Consider the following 23,436-nt stretch of genomic DNA (forward strand, 5'->3'; position numbering starts at 1 on the left):
TCCGGCGACGGCCTGGCGCGGTCACGTCCGCGCGACGATGACGTAGCCGCTGCCGGCGTCGTACGTGTCGACGACGGTGACGTCGTCGAAGACGTCGCGGGTGGCGGCGAGCGTGTCGACGCCGACCTGATGGTCGACGGTGAATGCGAGTGCGCGCTCGAAGACGGGGTTCAGCCAGCGGGTGCCAGGCGCCCGGAGGCCGCCGCCGTCGAGCGCGACGAACCGGCCGTCGGGCGCGAGCGCGTCGCGGACGTTCTCGAGGACGGCGTGCGGGTCCTGCATCGTGTGGAGGGCGAACGTCGTGAACACGGCGTCGTAGGTGTCGTCGGGGCCGACCGTCTCGGTGGCGTCGCCGCGAGCGACGTGCACGCCGCGCCACCCCGCGTCGCGGACGCGGGCGCGGGCCTTCGCGACCATCCCGGCGCTGTAGTCCACGCCGACCACTGCGCCGCGGTCGTCCGCCGCGGTCGCTGGCTCGCCGTCGGCGTCGACCGCGTCGACGAGCCGCTGGAAGTTCCGGCCGTGCCCGCACCCGAGGTCGCAGACGACCTCGCCGGGGCGAGCGTCGAGCGCGTCGAACGCGTCCTCGAACAGCGGCGCGGCGAGGTCCATCACGGCCGCGTAGACGCGCGGGCGGCGACTCCACCAGTCGTACAGCTTCTGGCCGCGCTGGTCGTCGCCCCCGGTCGTCGCGGGGTCGTCGTCGAGTTCGAGGCCGCTGGCCGCGAGCGCGCGCCGCAGCCGCTCGTCTCGGTCAGTGTTCGCGTCGTCGACCGCGTCGTCGTCGTCGGGCAGCGCTCGTCCCTGCATGCTCGAGTGGACGCACCCAGTGACCGTGTTCGTTTCCGCGAACCCTATCGATGGTTTAAGCACGCTGGGGCTGTTGGCGTGGTGGCATGAAGTCGCTCCACGTGCGCATCCGGCACACCGCGGACACCATCGACCCGATGCATCGGTTCGTCTGCGAGTCGCCAGCGGTGGACCGCGAGGTGCTCGTGGAGGGGAAGACCGACGGGGGCGTGCGGACGCTCCTGTTCTACGTCGACGGCGACCGGGAGGCGTACGAGGCGGTGCTCGCGGACCGCCCGGACGTCCTCGAGTACGACGTGACGCCGGACGGCGAGGACGCGTTCTTCCTGTACGTTCGCGCCCGGAACGACGACAGCGAACGCGACCTCCTCGACGCGTTCGAGCAGGACACGGTCGTCGTCGCCGGGCCCGTCGTCTTCCATCCGGACATGACGATGGAACTTACGGTGGTCGGGCACGCCGCGGACCTGCAGGCGGTCGTCGAGTCCCTCCCGGCGGGGATGGACGTGGACGTGACGCGCGTCGGCGAGTACGCCGGGTGGGACGAACGCGGGTTGACGGACCGGCAGCGCGAGGCGCTCCGGGCGGCGTGGCGCGTCGGGTACTACGAGGTGCCGCGGGACGACGGCGTGGAGGCGGTCGCCGCGGAGATGGATTGCGCGGTGTCGACCGCGTCCACCCTGCTGCGGCGCGCCGAGTCGACGCTCGTCGGGAACGCGCTCGACGCGCCCTGAGTCGACGCGGCCCGACCGCCGACACGACCTGAGCGCGCACTCGCCCTGCTGGCACCCGGAGTTCTATCAGCGTCCCGACCGTCGTCTCGGGTATGCCAGTCCAGTTCGACTTCGGCGAGCAGGTGGCGGTCGTGACCGGTGCGTCGGGCGCGCTCGGGAGTGCGGTCGTGGACGCGTTCCGCGACGCGGGCGCGACGGTCGCGGCGGTCGACGTCAGGGAACCGAGCCACGAGGACGCGCTCCTGGACCCGGATTCGGGGACCGAGTTCTATCAGGCGGACCTCACGGACGAGGACGCGGTCGCCGAGCTCTTCGAGCGCGTCGTGGACGATCACGGTCGCGTCGACGCGCTCTGTAACGTCGCTGGGACGTGGCGTGGCGGCGACGACCTCGCGGACACCGAGGTCGACGAGTTCGAGTTCCTGTTCGACGTGAACCTGCAGTCGATGTTCCTCGCGAGCAAGCACGCCATTCCGCACCTCCGGGAGACCGACGGCGCCATCGTCTCCATCTCCTCGCGGTCGTCGCTCGAAGGCGGCGAAGGCGACGGCCCGTATCGGGCGTCGAAGGCAGGCGTGCGGACGCTCACGGAGACCATCGCGGAGGAGGAACTCGGGAGCGTTCGCGCGAACGCGGTGATGCCGAGCGTGCTGGACACGCCGATGAACCGCGAGATGATGACGCCGAGCGACGACTGGGTGGACCCCGCGGACGTCGCGGACGTCATCTGTTTCCTGTGCTCGGAGGCCGCGTCGGTGACCAGCGGTGCGGCGGTCCCCGTCTACGGCGAAGCCTGAGGCGGCGTCCCGTCCCGGCCAGATTGGGGGTCACGCGAACGGGTCGTCGGGGATGGGTTCGGGGTCGCTCGTGACGATGTCGGCGTCGGGGCGGCGGGTCACGCCGTGGAATTCGAAGCGCGCACCGTCGGTGTCGCTCTCGGTCGTCGTCACCGTCCAGCCGTGTGCGCCGGCGATCCGGTCGACGATGGCGAGTCCGAGACCGGTGCCGCCGTCGCCGGTGACGCCGGTGTCGAAGAGGTCGTCGCCGACGTCCGGGTCGATGCCGTCGCCGTCGTCCGCGACGGCGAACCCGTCGTCGAGCGCGCTGACGGTCACCGTCACGTCGGCGCCGCCGTGCTCGACGCTGTTCCGGAACAGGTTCTCGAACAGCTGGACGATGCGGTCCGGGTCGGCGTCGACGGCCGCGTCGCTTCCTGGGACGTCGAGCGTCGCGTCCTCGGTGTCGACGGTCGTCCACGCGCGCTCGGCGACGTCGGCGAGCGCGACGGGTTCGGGGTTCGTGGACGTCTCGCCTTCGCGCGCCATCAGGAGGACGTCCTCGATGAGGGACTCCATGCGGTCGTGGGCGGCGTGGACCTGCTCGAACGCGTCCGGGTCACCGCTGGATTCGGCGATGTCGGCGTACCCTTTCGCGACGCTCAGTGGGTTCCGGAGGTCGTGACTGACGACGCTCGCGAATCGGTCGAGGCGCTCGGTCTTCCGTTCGAGTTCCTCGCGGTAGGCGTGCTGTTCGGTGACGTCCCGGAGGACGAACACGCGACCGCCGTTCTCGTCACCGAACGGCGTCGTCTCGACGTCGAGCGTGCGGTCGTCGTAACTGACGCGGCCTCGGGTCGGCGCGGTCTCCGGGTCGGCGAACTCGTCGAGCGCCGCCGGGAGGACGGTGCAGGCGTCCGCGCCGAGCGCGTCCGCCGACAGCTCGAGGAGGTCTCGCGCACGGTCGTTCAGGTCGACGATGCGGCCGTCGGCGTCGACCACGAGCACGCCGTCGGCGACCGCCTCCATGACGACGCGGCGAGTGACCGGGGTGACGTTCGAGAGTTCGTACCGGTGGATGGAGACCGTGAGGAGTATCGCTGAGGCGCCGAACCCGAGCGCGAGCAGGCCGTCGACGCCAGCGACGAAGAGGTCGAGGACGTTCGACACCCACGGGACGAGGATGGCGACCGCGACAGTCGCGGACTGGAACCGGTAGGTGTCGTTCGACGCGAACGTCGTCTTGAGGACGAGGGCGGTGCTCGCGAGCGTGAGGAGGTAGGCGTACGCGGTGTGCACCCAGAATCCGTCTCCCCAGACGACGTTCCCGTTCGCGTACGACCCCATCTCGACGCGCTCGTAGATGAGGTCGTGGCCGCCGACGCCGAGGAGCGAGATGCCGGTGCCGTCGTTCGTGATGGCGAAGAACCCGACGAGGAGCGGATGGACGAGGAGGACGAGCGCGGTCGGTCCGGCGAGGCGGTCGTCGTAGCCGGCGTACCGGAGCGCGAACACGAACAGGAAGGCGACGGTGAGCGAGAGGCCGGCGAGGGCGACGCTCGCGAGGACGAGCATCGTCCGGAGGTCCGTGACGAGGCTGCCGGCGGTGATGGCGAGGAGCCAGAAGGTGATGGCGACGAGCACGCCGACCATCGCCGTCGACCCCGTCGCCGACCGGTCGCGCCACGTGAAGACGGCGAGGATGCCGGTCGCGACGGCCGTGCCCGCGTACACGAGCGGAAGGGCTGCGTACACGAACGCCAGGACCGCGTCTATCATTGTCAGATGAACGTCGCCGTCCCGTATGACGGTTGTGGCTGAATATCATGGGTCGTGGTGGGCGACCAGTTGGATAGCGTGACTGTCTTCGCGTTATCGACGTCTGGAACTGAAAGAAACGAACGTCAGGTTTACACGTGGGAGTCGACGACGAACTGGACACGCATGCAAGAACGCGAGACGTGGAGCAGTCGCGTCGGGTTCATCCTCGCCGCGGTCGGGAGCGCAGTCGGCCTCGGGAACATCTGGCAGTTCCCGTTCCAGGCCGCGAACAACGGCGGTGCCGCCTTCCTCGTCGTCTACCTCGCCGCCGTCTTCGTCATCGGGTTCCCCGCACTCCTCGCGGAGTTCGTCGTCGGCCGGAACACCGAGCAGAACCCCGTGGACGCCTTCCGCGAGTACGCCGGCCGGTCGTGGGCGCTCGTCGGCGCCCTCGGCGTCCTCGTCGGCTTCTGGATCCTGTCGTTCTACAGCGTCGTCGGCGGCTGGGTGCTCCGGTACATCGCCGGGAGCGCCACGGGCGCGTACTTCGCGGACCCCTCCGGGTACTTCGGCGCGATCGCCTCCGGCACGGACGCGCTCGCGCTCCACCTCGTCTTCATGCTCGTCGTCGTCGGCATCGTCGCGCTCGGCGTCGAGGACGGCATCGAGATGGGCACGAAGGTGATGGTGCCGAGCATCGTCCTGCTCCTCGTCGGCCTCGGCGCGTGGGCGACGACGCTCGAGGGTGCCGGCGCTGGCTACCAGTTCTACCTGTCGCCGGACGTCGACGCGCTCGTCGCGAACCTCCCGAGCGTCCTCCCGAGCGCCGTCGGACAGGCGTTCTTCACGCTCAGCCTCGGGATGGGTGCGATGGTCACGTACTCGAGCTACCTCGGCGAGGACGACTCGCTCCCCGCCGACGGCGCCACCATCGTCGTCCTGAACACGCTCGTCGGCGTCCTCGCGGGCCTCGTCGTCTTCCCCGTGCTCGCCGCGCAGGGCCTCTCGATGGAGACCGCGGGCATGGGCGCGGTCTTCGAGTCCATGGCTGCCGCGTTCGCGACCCTCCCGGCCGGTCGCGTCCTCGGCCTCGTGTTCTTCCTCGTCCTCCTCCTCGCGGCGCTCTCCTCGGCGATCTCGCTCCTCGAGGTCGTCGTGTCGTACGTCGTCGACAACACGAGCTACGACCGCAAACCCCTCGCCGCCGCGGCCGGCGTCGGCATCTTCGTGCTCGGTATCCCGACCGCGTTCGGCATCAACGCCCTCAGCTGGTACAACGCGGTCGCGTACAACCTCCTCCTCCCCCTCGGCGGCCTCGGTATCGCGATCGCGGTCGGCTGGGTGCGGCCCGGGCGGTCGACGACCGAACTCCGCCGCGGCTCCGGCGCGAGCCAGGCCGCCGCGCTCGCCTGGCTGTGGGCGCTCCGGACGGTCGTCGTGCTCGCGCTCACCGTCACGCTCGTCCTCGGCGTCAAGTCCCTGCTCGTGAAGGCGGCAGTCGTCGAGAGCAGCGTGCTCTCGTCGATGCCGCTCGTCGTCGCGCTCGCCGCCGCCATCGCGGTCGCCCTCGTCGCCGGCGCCCGCACCGTCGCCAGCGCCCCGTCCGACGGCACTCGACTCGCGGGCCCCGGAGACGACTGACGCCTCGAACCACCCCGCTCTCGCCGCACGCTCGGAGCCGGTCTCGTCCCCGACCGACGATTCGTAACTGCTCCTCCTCCTCACGTCCGACCGACGATTCGTAACCGCTCCTCCTCCCCCTCACGACTGACCGACGATTCGTAACCGCTCCTGCACGTCTCGCGCTCGACAGCCACAGAGAACACCGCAAGTGGGTCTTGAAGACCGTGATACTCGTCTTCTGACGAATCGTCGGTTCGTAACGCTCATGGGGCGTGCCCCGGCGATGAGTGACAATGGCACGTGAATCCTGGACGGGCCGCGTCGGGTTCGTCCTCGCAGCCGTCGGGAGCGCGGTCGGCCTCGGGAACATCTGGCGGTTCCCGTGGATGACCGCCGAGAACGGCGGTAGCGCGTTCCTCGTCGTCTACCTCGGTATCGTCCTCGTCGTCGGCGTCCCCGGACTCCTCGCGGAGTTCGTCCTCGGGCGTCGGTCGCGCAAGAGCCCCGTCGGCGCGCTCCGCGACCTCTCCGGCTCGAAGAACTGGGGGCACGTCGGCCTCGTGAGCGTCCTCGCCGGCCTCGTCCTCCTGTCGTTCTACAGCGTCGTCGGCGGGTGGATACTCCGGTATCTCGTCGCGTCGCCGACGGGCGCGTACTTCGACGCCCCCGGCGCGTACTTCGACGCCATCGCGTACGGTCCCGGCGCCGCCGCGTTCCACGTCCTCTTCCTCGCGCTCACCGCGGGCGTCGTCTACGGCGGCGTCCGCGACGGCATCGAGCGCGCAACCACCGTCATGATGCCCGTCGTCCTCCTCGTCCTCGTCGGCATGGCGGCGTGGGTGAGCGGCCTCGACGGCGCCGGCGACGCCTACGCGTTCTACCTCGCGTTCGACCTCGACACCATCCGGGCGAACTTCCTCGACATCGTGCTGTCCGCCGCCGGCCAGGCGCTGTTCACGCTCAGCGTCGGCGCTGGCACCATGATAACGTACGCGAGCTACGTCGGCGAGGACCGGTCGCTCCCCGCCGACGCCACGATGGTCGCCGTCCTCAACACCGCCGTCGGCGTGCTCGCCGGCCTCGTCGTGTTCCCGCTGCTGTTCTCGACGCCCGGCGTCGGCGTCGAGACGAGCGGTCCCGGCGCGCTCTTCGTCGGCGTCGCCACCGCGTTCGCCGCCCTCCCCGCCGGCAGCCTCCTGGCCGCCGGGTTCTTCGCCGTCGTCGCGCTCGCCGCGCTCTCCTCCTCGATCAGCATGCTCGAGATCGTCGTCGCGTACCTCGTCGACGAACGCGACGTCGACCGGCAACGCGCGACGCTCGGCGTCGCCGCGGTCATCCTCGTCACGGGAACCGCGAGCGCGTTCCTGCCCGACCTCTTCGCGCTCCTCGCCGGCCCCGTCGTCGACGTCGTCCTCACGCTCGGGCTGTTCGCGTTCGTCGTCTTCACCGCGTGGGTCGTCGGCGCGGACGCCGTCGCCGAGTTCGCGCGCGGCACCCGCTTCTCGACGGGTCTCGCCGACGGCTGGCGCGTCCTCGTCGGCGTCGTCCTCCCGCCGTTCCTCCTCTTCACGCTCGGCGTCGGCGTCGCTGACGCCGCGAGCGTCGACGTCGGCACGCCCGTCGTCGTCGCCGTCGCACTCGCGGCGAGCGCGCTCGTCGTCGTACTCGCCGCACGCACCCGGACTATTGACGAAATCGCTAGATGAGGCCCTAACGGGAAACCTTTAGTCGTCGGTGGGCGACGGTTCTCCCAATGACTAGGTGGTCGCCGTGACGATGGAGGACCGCATCGAGGAACTCGAGGAACTCCGAGAGGAGGCGCTGCTCGGCGGCGGCGAGGACCGCATCGAGTCCCAGCACGAGAAGGGGAAGATGACGGCTCGCGAACGCATCGAGTACTTCCTCGACGACGGGACGTTCCACGAGTTCGACCAACTCCGGACGCACAACGCGCACAACTTCGGGATGGAGGAGAAGCAGATATTAGGCGACGGCGTCGTCACCGGGTACGGCGACGTCGATGGCCGGAAGGTGTTCGTGTTCGCGCACGACTTCACCGTGTTCGGCGGGAGCCTCGGCGAGGTGTTCGCGGAGAAGATCACGAAGGTGATGGACATGGCGATGGAGGTCGGCGCGCCCATCATCGGCCTGAACGACTCCGCGGGCGCTCGCATCCAGGAGGGCGTGAAGTCCCTGGCTGGGTTCACGGACATCTTCCACCGGAACCAGCAAGCGTCAGGGGTCGTCCCGCAGATATCGGCTATCATGGGGCCGTGCGCGGGCGGTGCGGTGTACTCGCCCTCGATCACGGACTTCATCTTCATGGTCGACGAGACCAGCCACATGTACATCACCGGGCCGGGCGTCATCAAGACCGTCACCGGTGAGGAGGTCACGCAGGAGGAACTCGGCGGCGCCGGCACGCACACGTCGAAGACGGGCGTGGCGCAGTTCCACTGTAACGACGAGGAGGAGGCGCTCGACCGCATCAAGCGCCTCTTGTCCTACCTCCCGCAGAACAACGTGGAGGACCCGCCGCGCGTCGAGCCGTGGGACGACCCGGACCGACGCCCGGAGGCGCTGAACGACATCGTCCCCGAGAGTCCCCAGAAGCCCTACGACGTCACGGACGTCATCGGGGAGACCGTCGACGAGGGGTCGTTCATGGAGGTCGCGAAGAACTTCGCGAAGAACATCGTCGTCGGGTTCGGGCGCCTCGACGGGCACTCGGTCGGTATCGTCGCGAACCAGCCGCGCGTGAACGCGGGGACGCTCACCGTGGACGCGTCGATGAAGGGGTCGCGGTTCGTGCGGTTCTGTGACTCGTTCAACATCCCGATCGTGACGTTCGTCGACGTCCCCGGGTACATGCCGGGGACCGAGCAGGAGCACCGCGGCATCATCCGCCACGGCGCGAAGCTCCTGTACGCGTTCAGCGAGGCGACGGTGCCGCTCTTGACGGTCATCACGCGGAAGGCGTACGGTGGCGCGTACTGCGTGATGGCGTCGAAGAACCTCGGCGCGGACGTGAACTACGCGTGGCCGACCGCCGAAATTGCGGTGATGGGGCCCCAGGGCGCGGTGAACATCCTGTATCGGGACGAGCTCGCCGAGGCGGAGAACCCCGACGAGCTCCGGGACGAGCTCATCGAGGAGTACCGCGACGAGTTCGCGAACCCCTACACGGCGACGGACAAGGGCTTCCTGGACGACGTCATCGAGCCCGTGGAGACGCGGTCGCGCCTCATCGACGACCTGGACATGCTGAAGACGAAGCGCGAGAGCCAGCCGGACAAGAAGCACGGGAACATCCCGCTGTAGATGACGGGCGACGAGTCAGCGACGGCGGACGAGTCCGCGGGCGCGTCGACGGACGTGGCGGCGCTCCTGTCGGCGCTGTCGATTCCGGCGGACGCGAACGACGCGGAGGCGGCGGCGATCGCTACGGCCGTGGGCGCGCACCTGACGGACCTGGAGCGAGCGGCGGCAGCGGCGGGCGACGACGAGGCGTCGTGGGCGGGTCGGAAGTGGTCGTACGCCGGCCGCCTCGAGAGCGTGCAGGGGCGGAGCGCGCGTGTCCCCGACGGCGCGCCGACGGACGCGTGGGCGGCGAGCGGACGCACCGACCGGTTCTGATACCGGGCTCGCTATCCCAGCCACGCCGCTTTCTCTCCTCGCTGGGACGACGGAAAGGTACTTCCGGGTCGCGCGACTAGCACGAGTATGAACCCGAAGCGGACGGCGGTCCTCTGGTTCGCGGGTGGCTTGCTCGCGCTCGTCGTCGTCCTCGCGCTCGTCGCCGGTGGCGTCGTCCCGGCGCCGGACCCGGGGCACGTCGTCGCCGTCGTCGGCGTCGCCGGCGCCGCGAGCGCACTGCTAGGCGAACGGAGGCACCTTTCGCGCCTCGAAGCCTCTCGCTGAACGCGGTGTAGAAAGCGGGGACCGGGAGAGATTCGATTCAGGAGTCGTCTGATTCGGTCGAGCCTAGCGAGAGGGCCGACCACGCGACCTCGCCCACGTCGACGACGTTCTCTGGGTCGAGTGCATCGTCTCCGAGGACTGTCGCTGCTGCCCCTGGGAGCGGCGCCTCCGAGTCCGGCGCGGGCTCGCTGAACCGCTCCTCGGAGACGTCGTCCTCTTCCGGGTCGAAGACGACGATACGCATGACCATGCCGAAACTGACGTGCGGGAGACAGAGGAGGTCGTACACGCCCTTGGTCGTGAAGCGGTACAGCCAGGTGTCGTCGGTCGCGATCGGTGGCGACGAGAACCCGTAGTCCGTCGGGACGCGGTCCGGGAAGGTGAGGACCGGCGGTTCGTTCCACTTCGGGTGGAACGACGTGATCGTGTGCAGCCCGGTGCCGTGGGTGGTGAACGCGACGACGTCGCCGAGGTTCACGTGGAGGCCAACGGGGTCGAAGAAGAACTCCGGGACGGCGTCCTCGCCGTTCTCCCCGTCCTCGCCCTGGTCGCCGTCCTCGCCGTTCTCCCCGTCCTCGTCGCCCTGGTCGCCGTCCTCGCCCTCGCCCTCGCCCTGGGTGGGTGGGAAGCCCTCGTGCGCACCGTCGCCTGGGTGGACGTGCATGCCGACCTCGTGGTCGACGATGCCGGACGGGACGGTGTCGAGTTCGGCGTCGTAGGACGCGCCGTACACCTCGTCGATGCGGTTCCCGCGGGACGAGCTGCCCGCGGCGCTGCCGCCGAGTGCGGCGACGCCCGCGCCCACGCCGAACAGCTTCATGAGCGTTCGTCGGTCGATGCCGTGGTTCTTGAGGACCGTCAGGAGCTCCTGGTCGCTGAGGTCCAGTTCGTCTACGTCGGTTGGTGCTGTCATGTGTCTGCGCGTCGCTGGCAGGTATTCGATCGCTCTCCTCGGGTCTCGGTGGAGTCCTCGGTGTGCCCCCTTCTCGGAACCAACTCCATGTGGTACGTTAACGTGAAACACTATTGCTCTGCGCCAGCTACCTCGGCTTACCGTCTGCTTACGAACACCACCACCAGCCACTCATCGGTACGTGGACGCCACCGGCTCCCTCCAGGCGTCCCGGTTCACCAGGCCCGCCGCGCACTCGCTCCGACGATCGGGTCCCTCAGATTCCCGGGAGTCCATTCGAACGACCCGGACTTCCCGCAGGATGTTCGACGAACGCGAGGACCGCTCACCGACCGCAACTACGACTTTGGCTGTCGCTCCAGTAGCTCTCGGATCCGTCGAAGCTCCGAGAGCATCGCGTCCGAGCGCAGTTCGCCGGTAGCCACGGCCCCGCCGCCAGGGGCTGCGACGACGTCACCCGTCGACGCAGCCTCGCCAGCTTCGATAGAGACGCCAGGGCGACGACGCACCTTGTCGAGGATCTGGTCCTTGACGTCGACGTAGTCCACGATACCGCTCACCGTCAGCTCCGCGCCCGTCTGCCCGCCGTAGCCGGCGGTGTGGATGCCGACCGACCCGGCGTCGACGACCCGCTGGATGGGTCCCTGCGCGGCGTCCACGTTCGTGATGCGGTTGAACGGTACCGTCGTCTTCTGTTGGAAGAACACGCCGCGGTGGTACTCGACCTCCTCGTCGGTCAACCGGTACTGTGCGGTCCGGTAGAACGCCGGAATCCACCACGTGAGGAACGCCAGTACGACGACGGGGACGCCGACGAACGTCGCGGTCACCGCCAGCGGGGCGTCGGCGAACGCACCCAGTGCAGTGATGCCGGCGCCGAACGCCGCGAAGAGGACGACCGCGATGGCCTCGTACAGGTAGAAGTACGCCTTCAGCTTCTCGGGTTTGAACCACTCGTTCTCGGGTCGCATACCTTCGATTCGCGCCGACGGAGCGTAATACCGTACGACGACTCTCACGGGTTGGAACCGACGCGACGACCGCTTCGCGGCGCGAATCGCAGCCGGCGAGTACGTGGACAGGACGTGGTCAGCCAACAGTTAATCCCGCGCGAAGCGTGCTACTTAGTAGGGAATCGGTCCTGGACGTGACCACTTCATGCGCCCACAAGAACGACCGGACAGCCGCGCGTCGAGCGACGCCACCGGGGGCGCGCTCGACGTGCTGTCGCCCGAGGCGGCGTTCAAGACGGTCGGGAACGAAACGCGACTCGCCATCCTCGACGTCCTCTGGGGGCCCGGGCCGGCCGAACCGATGCCGTTCGGCGAACTCAGGAAGGCGGTCGGGATGCGGGACGGCTCGCAGTTCAACTATCACCTCCGGAAACTCGTGGACGGCGGGTTCATCGGGAAGGACGACGACGGCCGGTACTACATCCACCAGGCCGGCGCGCGCGTCATCTGCACCATCACCACCGGGTACCTGACGACCCATCCCGAACTCGACCCGTTCGAGACGGACGGGCGCTGTTACGCGTGCGACGGGGCGCTCGCGGCGAACTACACGGGCGAGATGTTCTTCGTGCGGTGCGTGGACTGCGAGACGCTCCACACGTTCGGGCCGTTCCCGCCGAACGCGGTCCTCGACCGCACTCCCGCGGATGCGCTCATGGCGTTCGAGCACGTCAGGCGGACTGTCAAGTCGCTCGCGGATGCGGGCATCTGCTCGATCTGTAACGGCTCGATGGACCGCACCGTCGCGAGAACCTGGGCGGAGGTCCCGATCTGGTCGCCGGTCCTGGACGAGACGGCGGGTGGCGCGGTTCGCGCGTGGTCGGTCTGTTCGCATTGCGGCGTGTGGGTGTTCGTCACGCCGGGCGAGAGCGTGCTCGAGCATCCGGCGGTCGTCGACCTCTATCGAGCGCACGGCGTCGACCTCCGGTCGGTCCCGCGGTGGGCGCTCCCGTGGACGATCGACGAGTCCTGTCTCGACGTCGTGTCAGACGACCCGTTCGAGGTCAGGGTCACGATCGACCTCGACGGTGACGTCCGCGTGTTGACGCTCGACGAGGCCTTCGACGTCGTCGGAGTCGAATCCACAGCCCCGTCGTGCTGAGTGTAGCGCAGTCGGTCGGTTTCCGTGGGTCGAGGCGGTCGGCGAGAGTGCGTTTCGTCCGGGACGTGTCGGCGGGCGCAGGCAATGGAACTTCAGTCCGAACGCCGACTGAAATATAATTCAACTTATATATTTAGCCTGTGGGTTCCTCTCTCTACGTGGAGACACACCGATGTCAACTACCCCCCACGTAATCACCGACTCCCGGAGCGACGACCGCCGCACCGGACGCACCGACCCAGCCCACCACCGTCCCAGCGACGCGGACGACGACGGCCTGTTCCGCCGCACCGTCCTGCAAGCGACCGCCGTCGCGCTCGCCGGCCTCGGATTCGCCGGCACGGCCCTCGCGGACCCCACCGACAGCGACGGGAACACGCACACCGAGACGGTGAGCGTGCCCGTCGACGAACCCGACGGGTTCTTCGTCGACCCGCTCGCCATGCACGCACGATTCACCGACCGCGTCGCCGCCCAGTTCCGCATCGAATACAGCGTCAGCCCCGACGAGGACTTCGAGGAGAAACTCACCGGCCAGCCCGCCCGCTCCAGCGGCACCATCGTCTCGAACCTCCCGCGGGACGCCTCGAACGTCGTCTTCGCGAAGGTCAGGTGGAACCCGGACGGTACGACCGGCTGGCACACCCACCCCGGCCCCGTCATCGTCAGCATCACCGAGGGCGAGATCGAGGTCGTGAACGAACGCGACTGCATCCCCCGCCGGTACGCCGCCGGCCAGGCGTTCATCGACCCGGGCCAGGGGAGCGTCCACATCGCGTCGAACCCCAGCAGCACCGATGGCGCCGCCGCGTACGCGACGTTCCTCGGCGTCCCCGACGGTGCCCCGCCGACCATCTGGACGCAACCCGTCGACTGCTGACCAGCCGACGAACGACGCGGCGACCGATAGCCTGGCGGCCAAGAGCCCGGCGACCGATAGCCTGGCGGCCAAGAGCCCGGCGACCGATAGCCCAGCGCCCGAACGTCCGGTTCGAGGGGTGCTGTCACACCCCCGCGAGGTTTTTTGCTATCGTCCCCGTCCACTCGAGCGTGACGCTCGCGCTCGCCGACCTCGACGTCGACGCAGCCGCGCTCCGCGCGTTCCTCGACGCCGAACTTCCCGCCGACGCCGGCCGCGTCATCGACCTCGACGTGCTCGCGGACGGCCTGAACCTCGTCGTCGCGGTCTCGACGGCCAGCGAGCGCGACGCGTTCGTCGTTCGCTCCCCCCGGAAGTTCCGGGACGCGAGCTACGTGAACGACGTCGCCGCGGAACGGCGCGTCCTGGAACACCTCGCGTCGACCGACGTCCCGGCGCCGAGCGTCGTGGCGTCGAGCGACGACGAAGGCCTCCTCGGTGCGCCGCTGCTCGTGCAGGCGTACGTCGACGGCGACGTCGTCCCACTGGGTAGCGACCTCCCCGAGCGCTTCCGGCGACCCGCGGCACGAGAGCGCGTCGCGCACGACCTCGTCGACGTCCTCGCCGCCATCCACGACGTCGACGTCGCACCGCTCGCTGACGCGCTCGACGTCGTCTCGCCGTGCGAGCAGGTCGAGCGCTCGCGAGCGCGCCTCGACGCCGCCACCGACGCCACCGGTCTCGACGTGCCCGCGCTCGACGCCGTCGGCGACTGGCTCCACCGCCACGCCCCAGACGGTCCCGGGACCGCGAGCGACGGCGCGCTCGTCCACGGCGACTATCGACCCGGGAACGTCCTCCTCGCGCCCGGCGACGACCCCGCTATCGCGGCCGTCCTCGACTGGGAGACCGCGATGCTCGGCGATCCACTCACCGAACTCGGCTACCTCCTCCTGCGTTGGCGCGACCCCGGCGACCCCACGCCGGCGCTCGCCCCCATCGAAGCACGATATCCCGACTGCGAGAGCGAGTTCGAGCACCTGCGGCGCGCGAACGAACGCGGCTTCGCGCCGTTCACGTCCAAACCCGGGAGTCCGACCAGGCGCGAGCTGGTCGCGCGCTACGAGACCGCGACCGGGCGCGCGTTCGCCGACGCTCGGTTCTACGTCGCGCTCGCCGCGTTCAACCTCGCGACGGTCTGGACCGACCTCCACCACGAGGCGGTCGCCGCCGACGAGGCGAGCGACTGGCCGCCGCACATCGCCTACGTCGCGCGGTTCGCGGAACTCGTCGTCGACGGCGAACTCCCACTGTCGTGACCGCGCGAACCGTCGTCATCGCGCGTCCCTGGCGCGGATGCGGACGTCGCCGGGGTCGAGCGCGATCTTGACGGTCGGGTCGAACCCGCCGACCTGTGCGAACTCCAGGCGGTTCGCGAGCGTCGCGAGCGCGAGGCGGAGTTCCAGGCGCGCGAACCGCATCCCGATGCAGTGCCGTGGGCCGCCGCCGAACGGGAGGAACGCGTACTCCGGGCGGTCGTCGCGCCCGAACGCGGCCGCGTCGGCGTCCAGCCCTCGTTCGTCCGCCGCGTCGGCGACGTCGTCGGCGGTCAGGAAGCGTTCGGGGCGGAACTCGGTGGGGGCGTCCCACCAGCGGTCGTCGCGGTGGACCTGGTAGATCGAGAGCTGGAGGGCGTCGCCGGGGTCGACGCGGTACCCGCCGACGGTCGTCGGCGTCGTCGGCTCGCGGTACACCGCGACCACGGGCGGGTAGAGGCGCAGCGCTTCCTCGACGACCGCCTCCGTGTAGGGGAGCCGAGGGACGTCCGCGAACGAGGGGTCGTCGCCGTCGAGCACCGCGTCGAGCTCCCCGTCGAGGCGCTCGCGGACTTCGGGGTGGCCGGCGACGAGCCAGACGGCGTACGTGAGCGCGGTCGCGGTGGTCTCGTGGCCCGCGAACAGGAACGTGACGAGCTGGTCGCGGAGTTCGTCCTCGCGGACGCCCGCGTCCGCACCGCCGGCGGCGTCGGCGTCCGCGTCGTCGATCCCGCGGAGCATCGTCCCGAGGAGGTCCTCGCCGTAGCCGTCGTCGCCATCGCCGTCGCCGCCGGCGCCCTCGTCGGTATCGTCGGCAGCGCCCTCGACGCGCGCCCGTCGGTCGGCGACGACGTCGTCGACGAGTGCGTCGAGCGCGTCCATCGACTCGCGGTAGCGGCGGTCGACGGGGAGCGGTATCCAGTCCGGGACGGCCATCGCCGCCGGGGACGCGTAGTCGCTGATGGCGTCGGCGGCCGTCGCGACGACGTCGCCGCGGTCGCCGTCGAGGTCCACGTCGAGGAGGGTGCGCGCGAGGACGTCGAGCGCGAACCGCGAGTTCGCGTCGCGGAGCGCTATCTCGCCGTCGGTCGCCGCCCAGTCGTCGGCCATCGCGTTCGCGCGGTCGACGATGTCGTCGGCGAACCCCTGGACTTTCGCGGGCGTGAACGACCCCTGGAGCGCCATGCGCTGGCGGCGCCACTGCTCGCCTTCCGTGAACGCGAGGCCGTCGGCGGCGATTATCTCCCCGAAGTCCGTCTCGAAGTCGCCCTTCCGGAACGCGTCCGAGCGCGAGACGAGGACGTCCTCGATGGCGTCGGGGTCCGCGACCGCGACGAAGTGCTCGCCGAACGCGTCGTAGGACACGACGTCACCGCGTTCGAGGATCCGGCCGCCGAAGTCGAGCGCATCCCGGGCGAACCCGAGCGTGCACCCCACGAAGGGGAGGCCGTCGACGTGGGGCGGCCGCGGCGCGCCAGCGACTGCGTCGCCGGCGCGTTCACCGTCGCCGGCCGCGGTCGTGGTCGATGCGTCCCCGCGGTCGTCCGCGGTCGCGTTCGCAGTGTCGCTCATACGTGACCGAACGCACGCGCTGGAGGAGTCGATTCGCCCGATTCACTGAACCCTTTTATCCGTGGCGGGGGTTCGTCGACGCATGCAGTCGGCGGACCTGACGCTCACGCTCCCCGAGTCGATGCAGCTCCCGGTCCCAGAGTGGGTGGACGACGACGTCGTCGACCGCGAGGAAGTGCTGTCCTGGCAGGTGCGGCCGGGCGAGGACGCCGTCTACTTCCTGTCGCTCGTCACCGGCGACCTCGAAGCCGTCCGCGAGCTAGGGGAGACGGCCGAGGTGGCGCGGACGGCGGACGTGACGCCCGTCGAGGGCGCGGACGCGTTCTACGTGTACGCCGAGGTACCGCTCCGGGAGGCCGACACCGCGTTCATGTCGACGTTCGACGCGCCCGGGCTCGTCGTCGTCCCACCCATCGCGTACACGGCGACGGACACCGTGCACGTGACAGTACTCGGCGAGGACGACGCGCTCTCGGGAATCCTCGACGGGCTCCCCGACGCCGTTGACGCGACCGTCGAGCGCGTGAGCGAGCACGGCCGGCTCGGCGGCGCGCTCGCCGGCCGGCTGACGCGCCGACAGTTCCAGGCGGTCGCGGTCGCGCGCGACGTCGGCTACTACGACGTCCCCCGCGACGGCGACCTCGCCACCGTCGCCGACGAACTCGACATCAGCCAGAGCGCCGCATCCACGCTCCTCCGGAACGCCGAACGCGCGCTCGTCGACGCCGCACTCGGCGGATAGTCGCCCCGTGGACAGCGCACTCGGTCGAGTCCACTTCCGTCATCGTGCGACGTCGCCCGGACCACCGAGGGTTTACATCAGACGTAAACCTCCGCAGCTGTCGTTCGTCGTTCGACGTCACCGGGCCGCGCTCGCTGGCTAGGTCATTCAAGTACGTGGCACTGGAACGTGTCGGGGATGAAGTACCTCGACGTCCGCCTGCGACTGCCCCGCGAGACGATGCATCCGATGCTCGAGTTCATCGCGGACGAGGACGTCGTCGAGTACGAGGAACTGCTGACGTGGAACGTCCTCGAGGACCGCGGCGTCGAGTACGAGCTGTTCTACGTCGTCGCGGACCGCGAGCCGTACCGCGAGCAGGTCGCGAGCGTCGACTCGATCCGCTGGTTCGAGCTGACGCCCATCGACGACGACTCCCAGTACCTCTACGTCTGCCAGGAGACCCGGCCCGAGGAGCGCGACTGGCGCGGGGCGTTCGCGTCCCTGGACCTCCTCGTCGTGCCACCAATCCGCTACCAGAACGACGGGAGCTTCGACATCACGCTGCTCGGCGACGGCGAGAACCTCCGCGCGGTCGTCGACGGCCTCCCCGACGACGTCGAGACCACCGTCCTCGAGGTCGGCGACTACGACCGCCGGCATCCGCGCGTCACGAGCGACGTCACCGACCGCCAGCTCGAAGCCGCCGCGGCCGCCGTCGATGCCGGATACTACGAACGCCCCCGCGACGGGTCGCTCGCGGACGTCGCGCGCGAACTCGACGTCGCCGAGAGCACCGCGTCGAACCTCCTCCAGGAGGCCGAGAGCCGTATCATGCACGCGCTCCTGGGCGAGTGACGTACGCGCTGTTCGGGGGGTGACGCCCGCGCTCCCGGGCGAGCGACGGACCGTCGACCGGTTCCGGCGACGGCCACGCCCGTCAACTCGCCTTCGGGACTTGGTTGACACGACCGACAGCGTAAGAGTAAGGTGGCCGGTCCGTGTCGATTCCCGCAAGAAATGTTCAGGAAGGTTCTCGTCGCGAATCGAGGAGAGATCGCCGTTCGCGTCATGCGAGCGTGCGAGGAGTTGAATATCTCGACGGTCGCCGTCTACTCGGAGGCGGACAAGAACGGCGGGCACGTCCGGTACGCCGACGAAGCGTACAAGGTCGGGCCTGCGCGTGCGGCGGACTCCTATCTCGACCACGAGGCCGTCATCGAGGCGGCGCGGAAGGCGGACGCGGACGCCATCCACCCCGGGTACGGGTTCCTCGCGGAGAACGCCGAGTTCGCGCGGAAGGTCGAGGCCGAGGACGACATCACGTGGGTCGGCCCGCGCGGCGACTCCATGGAGGAACTCGGCGAGAAGACGAAGGCGCGGAAGACGATGGACGCCGCGGACGTCCCCATCGTCCCCGGGACGACCGACCCCGTCACCGAACCCGAGGAGGTCCAGGAGTTCGGTGACGAGTACGGCTACCCGGTCGCCATCAAGGCCGAAGGCGGTGGTGGCGGTCGCGGGATGAAGATCGTGCATAGCGCCGACGAGGCCGCGGACCAGCTCGAGTCCGCGAAGCGCGAGGGGGAGGCGTACTTCGACAACGACTCCGTCTACCTCGAACGCTACCTCGAGAACCCGCGGCACGTCGAGGTCCAGATCGTCGCGGACGAGCACGGGAACGTCCGGCATCTCGGCGAGCGCGACTGCTCGCTCCAGCGCCGCCACCAGAAGGTCATCGAGGAGGGCCCGAGTCCCGCGCTCTCGGACGACCTCCGCGAGCAGATCGGGGAGGCCGCGCGTCGCGGCGTCAAGGCCAGCGACTACGTGAACGCAGGGACCGTGGAGTTCCTCGTCGAGGAGGACGTCGAGCGCGAAGCCGGTGAACTCCTCGGGCCGGAGACGAACTTCTACTTCCTCGAGGTGAACACGCGCATCCAGGTCGAGCACACCGTCACCGAGGAACTCACGGGCATCGACATCGTCAAATGGCAGCTCAAGGTCGCCGACGGCCAAGAGCTCGGGTTCTCGCAGGACGACGTCGAACTCGACGGGCACGCGATGGAGTTCCGCATCAACGCGGAGAACGCCGCCAAGGAGTTCCAGCCCGCCACCGGCGGGAAGCTCGTGACGTACGACCCGCCGGGCGGCATCGGCGTCCGCATGGACGACGCGCTCCGCCAGGGCGACAAGCTCGTCACGGACTACGACTCGATGATCGCGAAGCTCGTCGTCTGGGGCGCCGACCGCGAGGAGTGCATCGAGCGGTCGCTGCGCGCGCTCCGCGAGTACGACCTCGAAGGCGTCGTCACCATCATCCCCTTCCACCGGCTGATGCTCACCGACGAAGAATTCGTCGCAGGGACGCACACGACGAAGTACCTCGACGAGCACATCGACAAGGACCGCATCGCCGAAGCCCAAGAGCAGTGGGGGACCGAGACGATGCAGGCCGACGACGACGACGTCGTCGAACGCGAGTTCACGGTCGAAGTGAACGGGAAGCGCTTCGAGGTCGAACTCGAGGAACGCGGCGGGATGGCGATCCCGACCGGCGGCGGCGGCGACGACCGCCCCGACGCAGCCGGGCCGAGCGGCGGCGACAGCGGCGGCGGGGGCGCCGTCGCCGGCGCCGTCACCGCCGAGATGCAAGGCACCATCCTCGACGTCGAAGTCGACGTCGGCGACGAGGTCGCCGCCGGCGACGTCCTCCTCGTCCTCGAAGCCATGAAGATGGAGAACGACGTCGTCGCCGACGCCAGCGGCACCGTCAGCGAGATCGCCGTCGAAGAAGGCGAGAGCGTCGACATGGGCGACACGCTGGTCGTACTGGAGTAGTCGGTTCGGGCGACACGCTGGTCGTGCTGGAGTAGTCGATTCGGGCGACAGGCCTTTCTGGAGTAGACGGTTCGAGTTCGAGGAGTCCGTTCGTGACCGGGTGGGGTTGGCGGGCGGACGGCCCGTCGTCCGCGGTCTCGCTGGTCGGCACGTTCGACTCGGCGACGCCTATAGTGATGGTTATATGATATTATTACCCGACTGGGTGGCTATCAAACCCCGACTGCTAATAGTGGCAGATCGATTACTCTATAGGTTGGTGGCGGGAGTGTCCGGTCCTGCGCCGCGGCGATCACTCGTTGACGGTCGCTCCCTCGTCGTCGACGCCCGCGGACTCCGCAGGCACCCAGTTGTTTCGGTGCAGCGTCTCGTGGAGCGACCGCGGCTGGACGTCGAGGGCCGCGAGCGGCGCCGGGTCCAGTCGGAACCCGCCGTGGTCGTCGTACCACGCGTACAACTCCGCAGCGAGCTCCCCGAAGCGTTCGCGCTCGCGGTCGTCCGTCACGTGCTCCGCCGCGACGTCGTGCCCGCGAACCTCCGCGAACCCCTCCGCGATCTCCGCGAGCGTCAAGACGTCCCCCGCGAGGTCCAGGTGCACGCCCCCGTAGACGTCCGGATGCGCGAACGCCGTCGCCGCAACCATCCCGACGTCGTCCACGTCCACGACCGCGAGGAGCGTGTCCTCCTCGACCGGCCACGCCAACTCGCCGTCCTCGACGGCGTCACGCTGGCGCTCGAAGTTCTGCACGAACAACCCCGGCCGGACCACGGTGTAATCCAGGTCCGAATCCTCGAGGTACGTCTCGATGCGTTGCTTCCCCGAAAGCGCCTCCACGTCGCTCGCCTCCAACCGATTCGTGCCCATCGCCGACCCGTACACGAGGTGGTCGAGGTCCGCCTCGATCGCGGCGTCCACGAACCCTCGGCCGCGAGCAGCTTCCGTGTCCGCACCTCCATCCGTCGGCGACGTCACCAGGAACGCGCCATCCACTCTATCGAGGTGCTCGCGGTACGAACTCGGGTCGTCCAGGTCACCCTTCACGACGCGCACGCCGCGGTCCTTCAGGCTCGCGATACTCCGCCGCGCACTGTACGGATGCCGCGTCATCGCCGTCACCGCGAAGTCCCCGTGCACGCCCGAGAGCAGATGGTCGACGACGGCATCGCCCTGCTGCCCGGTCGCACCGACGACGAGTACCTTCTGTGTCATCCCACGTACGTATGCAGTGTGTTCGCATAACTAAGCGGCCGCTACCCGCGAGTAACGCCACGTTGCACTCGTAGGGGACTGGCGCACCGTCGCTCGGTACGGTCACGCGACCACGTGCAGCGACGACTGGCGGAGCCAGTTGGCAGCGCCCCTAAGTCCCACAGGACCCAACCTGCAGGCGTGACAGCCAGGAACCGAGACGAGGACGCCGCCGTGACCATCGTCGTCGTCGACGACGACGAACGGCACGAGGTCTCGGCCCAACCAGGGCAGACGGTGCGCGAAGCACTCCTCGACGCCGGACTCTCACCGTACACGCGACTCACCGAACGCGCCAACTGCGGCGGCCGCGGCCTCTGCGCCACCTGTGGTGTACGGCTACGAGAGGACATCGACGCTGAACACTGGCACGACGAACTCGCATCGCGATTCGGCTACCCACGACTCTCCTGTCAACTCCACGTCCAAGACGGTCTCGTCGTCGAACTCGACACCGAGAAACGCATCTGGGGACGCCGCAAATAGGTCGACGCGAGCTCGTGCTCAGGAGTCTTCGCCGTGAAACCCAGCAATGACCTCCAGATCCGTCACCGTCTGCATAAACTCGGATAGCGACCGCTCCTCACCACACCCCCCACACTCCCACGAAGACCCAGGCTCCGGCAACCCGTGCGACCGCTCCTCCCACGACGACTCACACACCAGACAGTACAAACTCACGAACGCCTCTCGCATAGTAGAGCGTCGCCACGCGAACCACTTCAGGATGCAGTCGCGTTCTTACGCGACGAAACCCCACAACTGTACCGACTCACCGTCGCAATGACGTGGGTGCACGAGAAGTAACCCGCCAAAGCTCCGACCCTGATCCTTGCCGTGAGAGGGCTAGACCAGCCTAGCACGCCTCTCAGGCGTTCTGAGCGGATTCCGGTTCCCGAACCGGGCGTTTTCGTCCGTGTGAGTACGAAATTGAGTTCGAGGTATAAATACGACCGGGTGAATTGCCGGACAGGCAAGTACGATTCGTTGGATAAGTATACATCCCAACAGATAGTGATGGCGACGCCCCGCCAGCTCGAAGCCCCGACAGACGTTGCTGTCTTTGTAGTCGTTGAGACTGGTTCATGGCTTAAGTATCCCCACCGACCACCACCACTACCCTGTCGTCGGGCTCAGGAACCCAATCTCGCTGAGATCCATTATTCACCCACTTCCGATGATGAGATCGCTCTTAACGCGCTCCAAGAAGTGTTTGAGCCGTTCGTCGATAGCATCGAGCCACCATTCGACGAATCGGGCATCTATGAAGCGGGGATTATCAAGTACGTCAACAACTAGTTCGTCGCTGCGGAGGTCAGCCTCATCAACGACATCCGGAACGTCTGCAAGGCATTCGACGTCGACGTCGCCGGTGAGCGCGTCGCCGTCCTCAGCCTCGCATTCAAATCCGGCACCGACGACATCCGGAACGCGCGTTTGACTCCCGTCATCGAAGGGCTGCGAGAGCGTGGGGCGGACGTGGTCGCGTATGACCCCGTAGCCTCGGGGGACATGCGAGAGCGATTCCCCGACATTGAATACGCCAAGAGCGCCGCGGCGAGTCTGGAAGACGCTAACGCCGGGCTCGTCGTCATTGAATGGGACGATATCGCGGGCCTCGACGCGGAGTTCGACACCATGGCGACGCCCATCGTCGTCGATGACCGGCACTCTATCGACCGACACGACGGCATCGTCTACGAAGGGCTCACCCGGTGAACTCGCGGTGCTGTCTTGCTACTTGCAGTGGGGTTTCGGTACTGTCTCGAGCGCCGTCGACCTTACAACGCGTCGAGAGACTGTCGGACGTACGGGTGGAGGTCGTCGAACGGCGGCCGGAACACGTCGAGTTCGCTGTGTTGGTCGTCTCCGACCACGTCCGGGTCCTCGACGTCGAATTCACAGCGATACGCGGTTGCCACGTAATGCTTCGAGTCGACGCCCTCTATCTCCGAAGTCTCGTAGAGATGATCGTACGTTCCGAGCGTCTCGACGATTTCGACCGACTCGCCGAGCTCCTCATTCGCGACGCGATGCACGGCTTCGGTACGCGGTTCGTTCTTCCGTACGGTTCCACCGGGGACGAACCACTCGCCCTTAACGGGTTCGTTCTCTCGCTTTCCGAGTACGACACCACCGTCGTGTTCGACGACGAGATCGACCGACACGAGTGGCGCGTTCTCAACGATCGTCCGCCACTCGTCTTCGGGAATCGGTTTCTCTGACAT

General features: G+C 68.6%; 24 protein-coding genes. 16 read left to right on the forward strand and 8 right to left on the reverse strand.

The genetic code is table 11. The features are described from left to right. Positions 1-21 precede the first annotated feature (21 nt). Positions 22-810 carry a class I SAM-dependent methyltransferase gene (locus tag VYJ16_RS08080; protein WP_336349804.1) on the reverse strand — a complete coding sequence of 263 codons (789 nt, stop codon included), beginning with the start codon at positions 808-810 and terminating at the stop codon, positions 22-24. 86 nt (positions 811-896) lie between these two features. On the opposite strand from VYJ16_RS08080, the gene VYJ16_RS08085 reads away from it, so the two are divergent. Together VYJ16_RS08085 and VYJ16_RS08090 are read left to right on the forward strand one after the other, a co-directional pair. Beyond that, positions 897-1,544, forward strand: coding sequence for a helix-turn-helix domain-containing protein (locus VYJ16_RS08085; RefSeq protein WP_336349805.1), 648 nt, complete (start codon positions 897-899; stop codon positions 1,542-1,544). 92 nt (positions 1,545-1,636) lie between these two features. Then, complete coding sequence (locus tag VYJ16_RS08090; protein ID WP_336349806.1) at positions 1,637-2,341, forward strand: SDR family oxidoreductase; 705 nt, start codon at positions 1,637-1,639, stop codon at positions 2,339-2,341. A 30-nt stretch (positions 2,342-2,371) separates the two neighbouring features. Here VYJ16_RS08090 and VYJ16_RS08095 read toward each other — a convergent pair whose 3' ends face one another. Then, on the reverse strand, positions 2,372-4,099 hold the full coding sequence (locus tag VYJ16_RS08095; protein WP_336349807.1) for a histidine kinase N-terminal 7TM domain-containing protein: 1,728 nt from the start codon (positions 4,097-4,099) through the stop codon (positions 2,372-2,374). Between the two features lie 165 nt (positions 4,100-4,264). On the opposite strand from VYJ16_RS08095, the gene VYJ16_RS08100 reads away from it, so the two are divergent. The 5 genes from VYJ16_RS08100 (at position 4,265) to VYJ16_RS08120 (ending at position 9,625) form a co-directional block, all read left to right on the forward strand. Beyond that, entirely contained in the window at positions 4,265-5,722 is a 1,458-nt protein-coding gene (locus VYJ16_RS08100; protein ID WP_336349808.1) for a sodium-dependent transporter, read from the forward strand. Positions 5,723-5,997: 275 nt separating this feature from the next. Continuing rightward, entirely contained in the window at positions 5,998-7,410 is a 1,413-nt protein-coding gene (locus VYJ16_RS08105) for a sodium-dependent transporter (protein ID WP_336349809.1), read from the forward strand. 70 nt (positions 7,411-7,480) lie between these two features. Then, positions 7,481-9,025, forward strand: a complete 1,545-nt coding sequence (locus VYJ16_RS08110) for an acyl-CoA carboxylase subunit beta (RefSeq protein WP_336351103.1) — start codon at positions 7,481-7,483, stop codon at positions 9,023-9,025. Further along, complete coding sequence (locus VYJ16_RS08115) at positions 9,026-9,340, forward strand: DUF8022 family protein (RefSeq protein ID WP_336349810.1); 315 nt, start codon at positions 9,026-9,028, stop codon at positions 9,338-9,340. A gap of 87 nt (positions 9,341-9,427) precedes the next feature. Next, positions 9,428-9,625, forward strand: coding sequence for a hypothetical protein (locus VYJ16_RS08120; protein WP_336349811.1), 198 nt, complete (start codon positions 9,428-9,430; stop codon positions 9,623-9,625). Positions 9,626-9,662: 37 nt separating this feature from the next. On the opposite strand, the gene VYJ16_RS08125 is transcribed toward VYJ16_RS08120, so the two are convergent. Together VYJ16_RS08125 and VYJ16_RS08130 are read right to left on the reverse strand one after the other, a co-directional pair. Then, positions 9,663-10,538: a hypothetical protein gene (locus VYJ16_RS08125; RefSeq protein ID WP_336349812.1), complete on the reverse strand. Its 876-nt coding sequence runs from the start codon at positions 10,536-10,538 to the stop codon at positions 9,663-9,665. Between the two features lie 338 nt (positions 10,539-10,876). Continuing rightward, a complete protein-coding gene (locus VYJ16_RS08130; protein WP_336349813.1) occupies positions 10,877-11,509 on the reverse strand; it encodes a PH domain-containing protein in 633 nt (210 codons plus the stop codon). Positions 11,510-11,696: 187 nt separating this feature from the next. Here VYJ16_RS08130 and VYJ16_RS08135 point away from each other — a divergent pair, with 187 nt between their 5' ends. The 3 genes from VYJ16_RS08135 to VYJ16_RS08145 all read left to right on the forward strand — a co-directional run bounded on the left by VYJ16_RS08135 (position 11,697) and on the right by VYJ16_RS08145 (position 14,831). Further along, positions 11,697-12,653, forward strand: coding sequence for a winged helix-turn-helix domain-containing protein (locus VYJ16_RS08135; protein ID WP_336349814.1), 957 nt, complete (start codon positions 11,697-11,699; stop codon positions 12,651-12,653). 172 nt (positions 12,654-12,825) lie between these two features. Further along, positions 12,826-13,533 (forward strand): cupin domain-containing protein, encoded by a 708-nt coding sequence (locus VYJ16_RS08140; RefSeq protein ID WP_336349815.1) that lies wholly within the window; start codon positions 12,826-12,828, stop codon positions 13,531-13,533. 170 nt (positions 13,534-13,703) lie between these two features. After that, positions 13,704-14,831 carry a phosphotransferase family protein gene (locus VYJ16_RS08145; RefSeq protein WP_336349816.1) on the forward strand — a complete coding sequence of 376 codons (1,128 nt, stop codon included), beginning with the start codon at positions 13,704-13,706 and terminating at the stop codon, positions 14,829-14,831. Between the two features lie 15 nt (positions 14,832-14,846). On the opposite strand, the gene VYJ16_RS08150 is transcribed toward VYJ16_RS08145, so the two are convergent. Then, the gene (locus VYJ16_RS08150) at positions 14,847-16,400 is read right to left on the reverse strand and encodes a cytochrome P450 (RefSeq protein ID WP_336349817.1); all 1,554 of its coding nucleotides are present in this window, start codon (positions 16,398-16,400) and stop codon (positions 14,847-14,849) included. Positions 16,401-16,482: 82 nt separating this feature from the next. Between VYJ16_RS08150 and VYJ16_RS08155 the strand changes: the two genes are divergently transcribed. The 3 genes from VYJ16_RS08155 to VYJ16_RS08165 all read left to right on the forward strand — a co-directional run bounded on the left by VYJ16_RS08155 (position 16,483) and on the right by VYJ16_RS08165 (position 19,959). After that, positions 16,483-17,142, forward strand: a complete 660-nt coding sequence (locus VYJ16_RS08155) for a helix-turn-helix domain-containing protein (protein ID WP_336349818.1) — start codon at positions 16,483-16,485, stop codon at positions 17,140-17,142. A gap of 177 nt (positions 17,143-17,319) precedes the next feature. Next, positions 17,320-17,979, forward strand: coding sequence for a helix-turn-helix domain-containing protein (locus VYJ16_RS08160; RefSeq protein WP_336349819.1), 660 nt, complete (start codon positions 17,320-17,322; stop codon positions 17,977-17,979). Between the two features lie 162 nt (positions 17,980-18,141). Next, positions 18,142-19,959 carry an acetyl-CoA carboxylase biotin carboxylase subunit gene (locus VYJ16_RS08165; RefSeq protein ID WP_336349820.1) on the forward strand — a complete coding sequence of 606 codons (1,818 nt, stop codon included), beginning with the start codon at positions 18,142-18,144 and terminating at the stop codon, positions 19,957-19,959. A gap of 292 nt (positions 19,960-20,251) precedes the next feature. Here VYJ16_RS08165 and VYJ16_RS08170 read toward each other — a convergent pair whose 3' ends face one another. Beyond that, the gene (locus tag VYJ16_RS08170) at positions 20,252-21,169 is read right to left on the reverse strand and encodes an NmrA family NAD(P)-binding protein (protein WP_336349821.1); all 918 of its coding nucleotides are present in this window, start codon (positions 21,167-21,169) and stop codon (positions 20,252-20,254) included. Positions 21,170-21,349: 180 nt separating this feature from the next. On the opposite strand from VYJ16_RS08170, the gene VYJ16_RS08175 reads away from it, so the two are divergent. Then, positions 21,350-21,694: a 2Fe-2S iron-sulfur cluster-binding protein gene (locus VYJ16_RS08175; RefSeq protein ID WP_336349822.1), complete on the forward strand. Its 345-nt coding sequence runs from the start codon at positions 21,350-21,352 to the stop codon at positions 21,692-21,694. An 18-nt stretch (positions 21,695-21,712) separates the two neighbouring features. On the opposite strand, the gene VYJ16_RS22230 is transcribed toward VYJ16_RS08175, so the two are convergent. Continuing rightward, positions 21,713-21,904 carry a DUF7836 family putative zinc-binding protein gene (locus VYJ16_RS22230; protein ID WP_464379841.1) on the reverse strand — a complete coding sequence of 64 codons (192 nt, stop codon included), beginning with the start codon at positions 21,902-21,904 and terminating at the stop codon, positions 21,713-21,715. Between the two features lie 222 nt (positions 21,905-22,126). Here VYJ16_RS22230 and VYJ16_RS08180 point away from each other — a divergent pair, with 222 nt between their 5' ends. Continuing rightward, complete coding sequence (locus VYJ16_RS08180; RefSeq protein WP_336349823.1) at positions 22,127-22,507, forward strand: hypothetical protein; 381 nt, start codon at positions 22,127-22,129, stop codon at positions 22,505-22,507. 138 nt (positions 22,508-22,645) lie between these two features. Beyond that, complete coding sequence (locus VYJ16_RS08185; RefSeq protein WP_336349824.1) at positions 22,646-22,927, forward strand: UDP binding domain-containing protein; 282 nt, start codon at positions 22,646-22,648, stop codon at positions 22,925-22,927. 62 nt (positions 22,928-22,989) lie between these two features. Here the strand turns inward: VYJ16_RS08185 and VYJ16_RS08190 are convergent, their stop codons facing one another. Further along, a complete protein-coding gene (locus tag VYJ16_RS08190) occupies positions 22,990-23,436 on the reverse strand; it encodes an NUDIX domain-containing protein (protein WP_336349825.1) in 447 nt (148 codons plus the stop codon).

This window comes from Halorubellus litoreus (assembly GCF_037081675.1).
Classification (GTDB): Archaea; Halobacteriota; Halobacteria; order Halobacteriales; family Natrialbaceae; genus Halorubellus; species Halorubellus litoreus.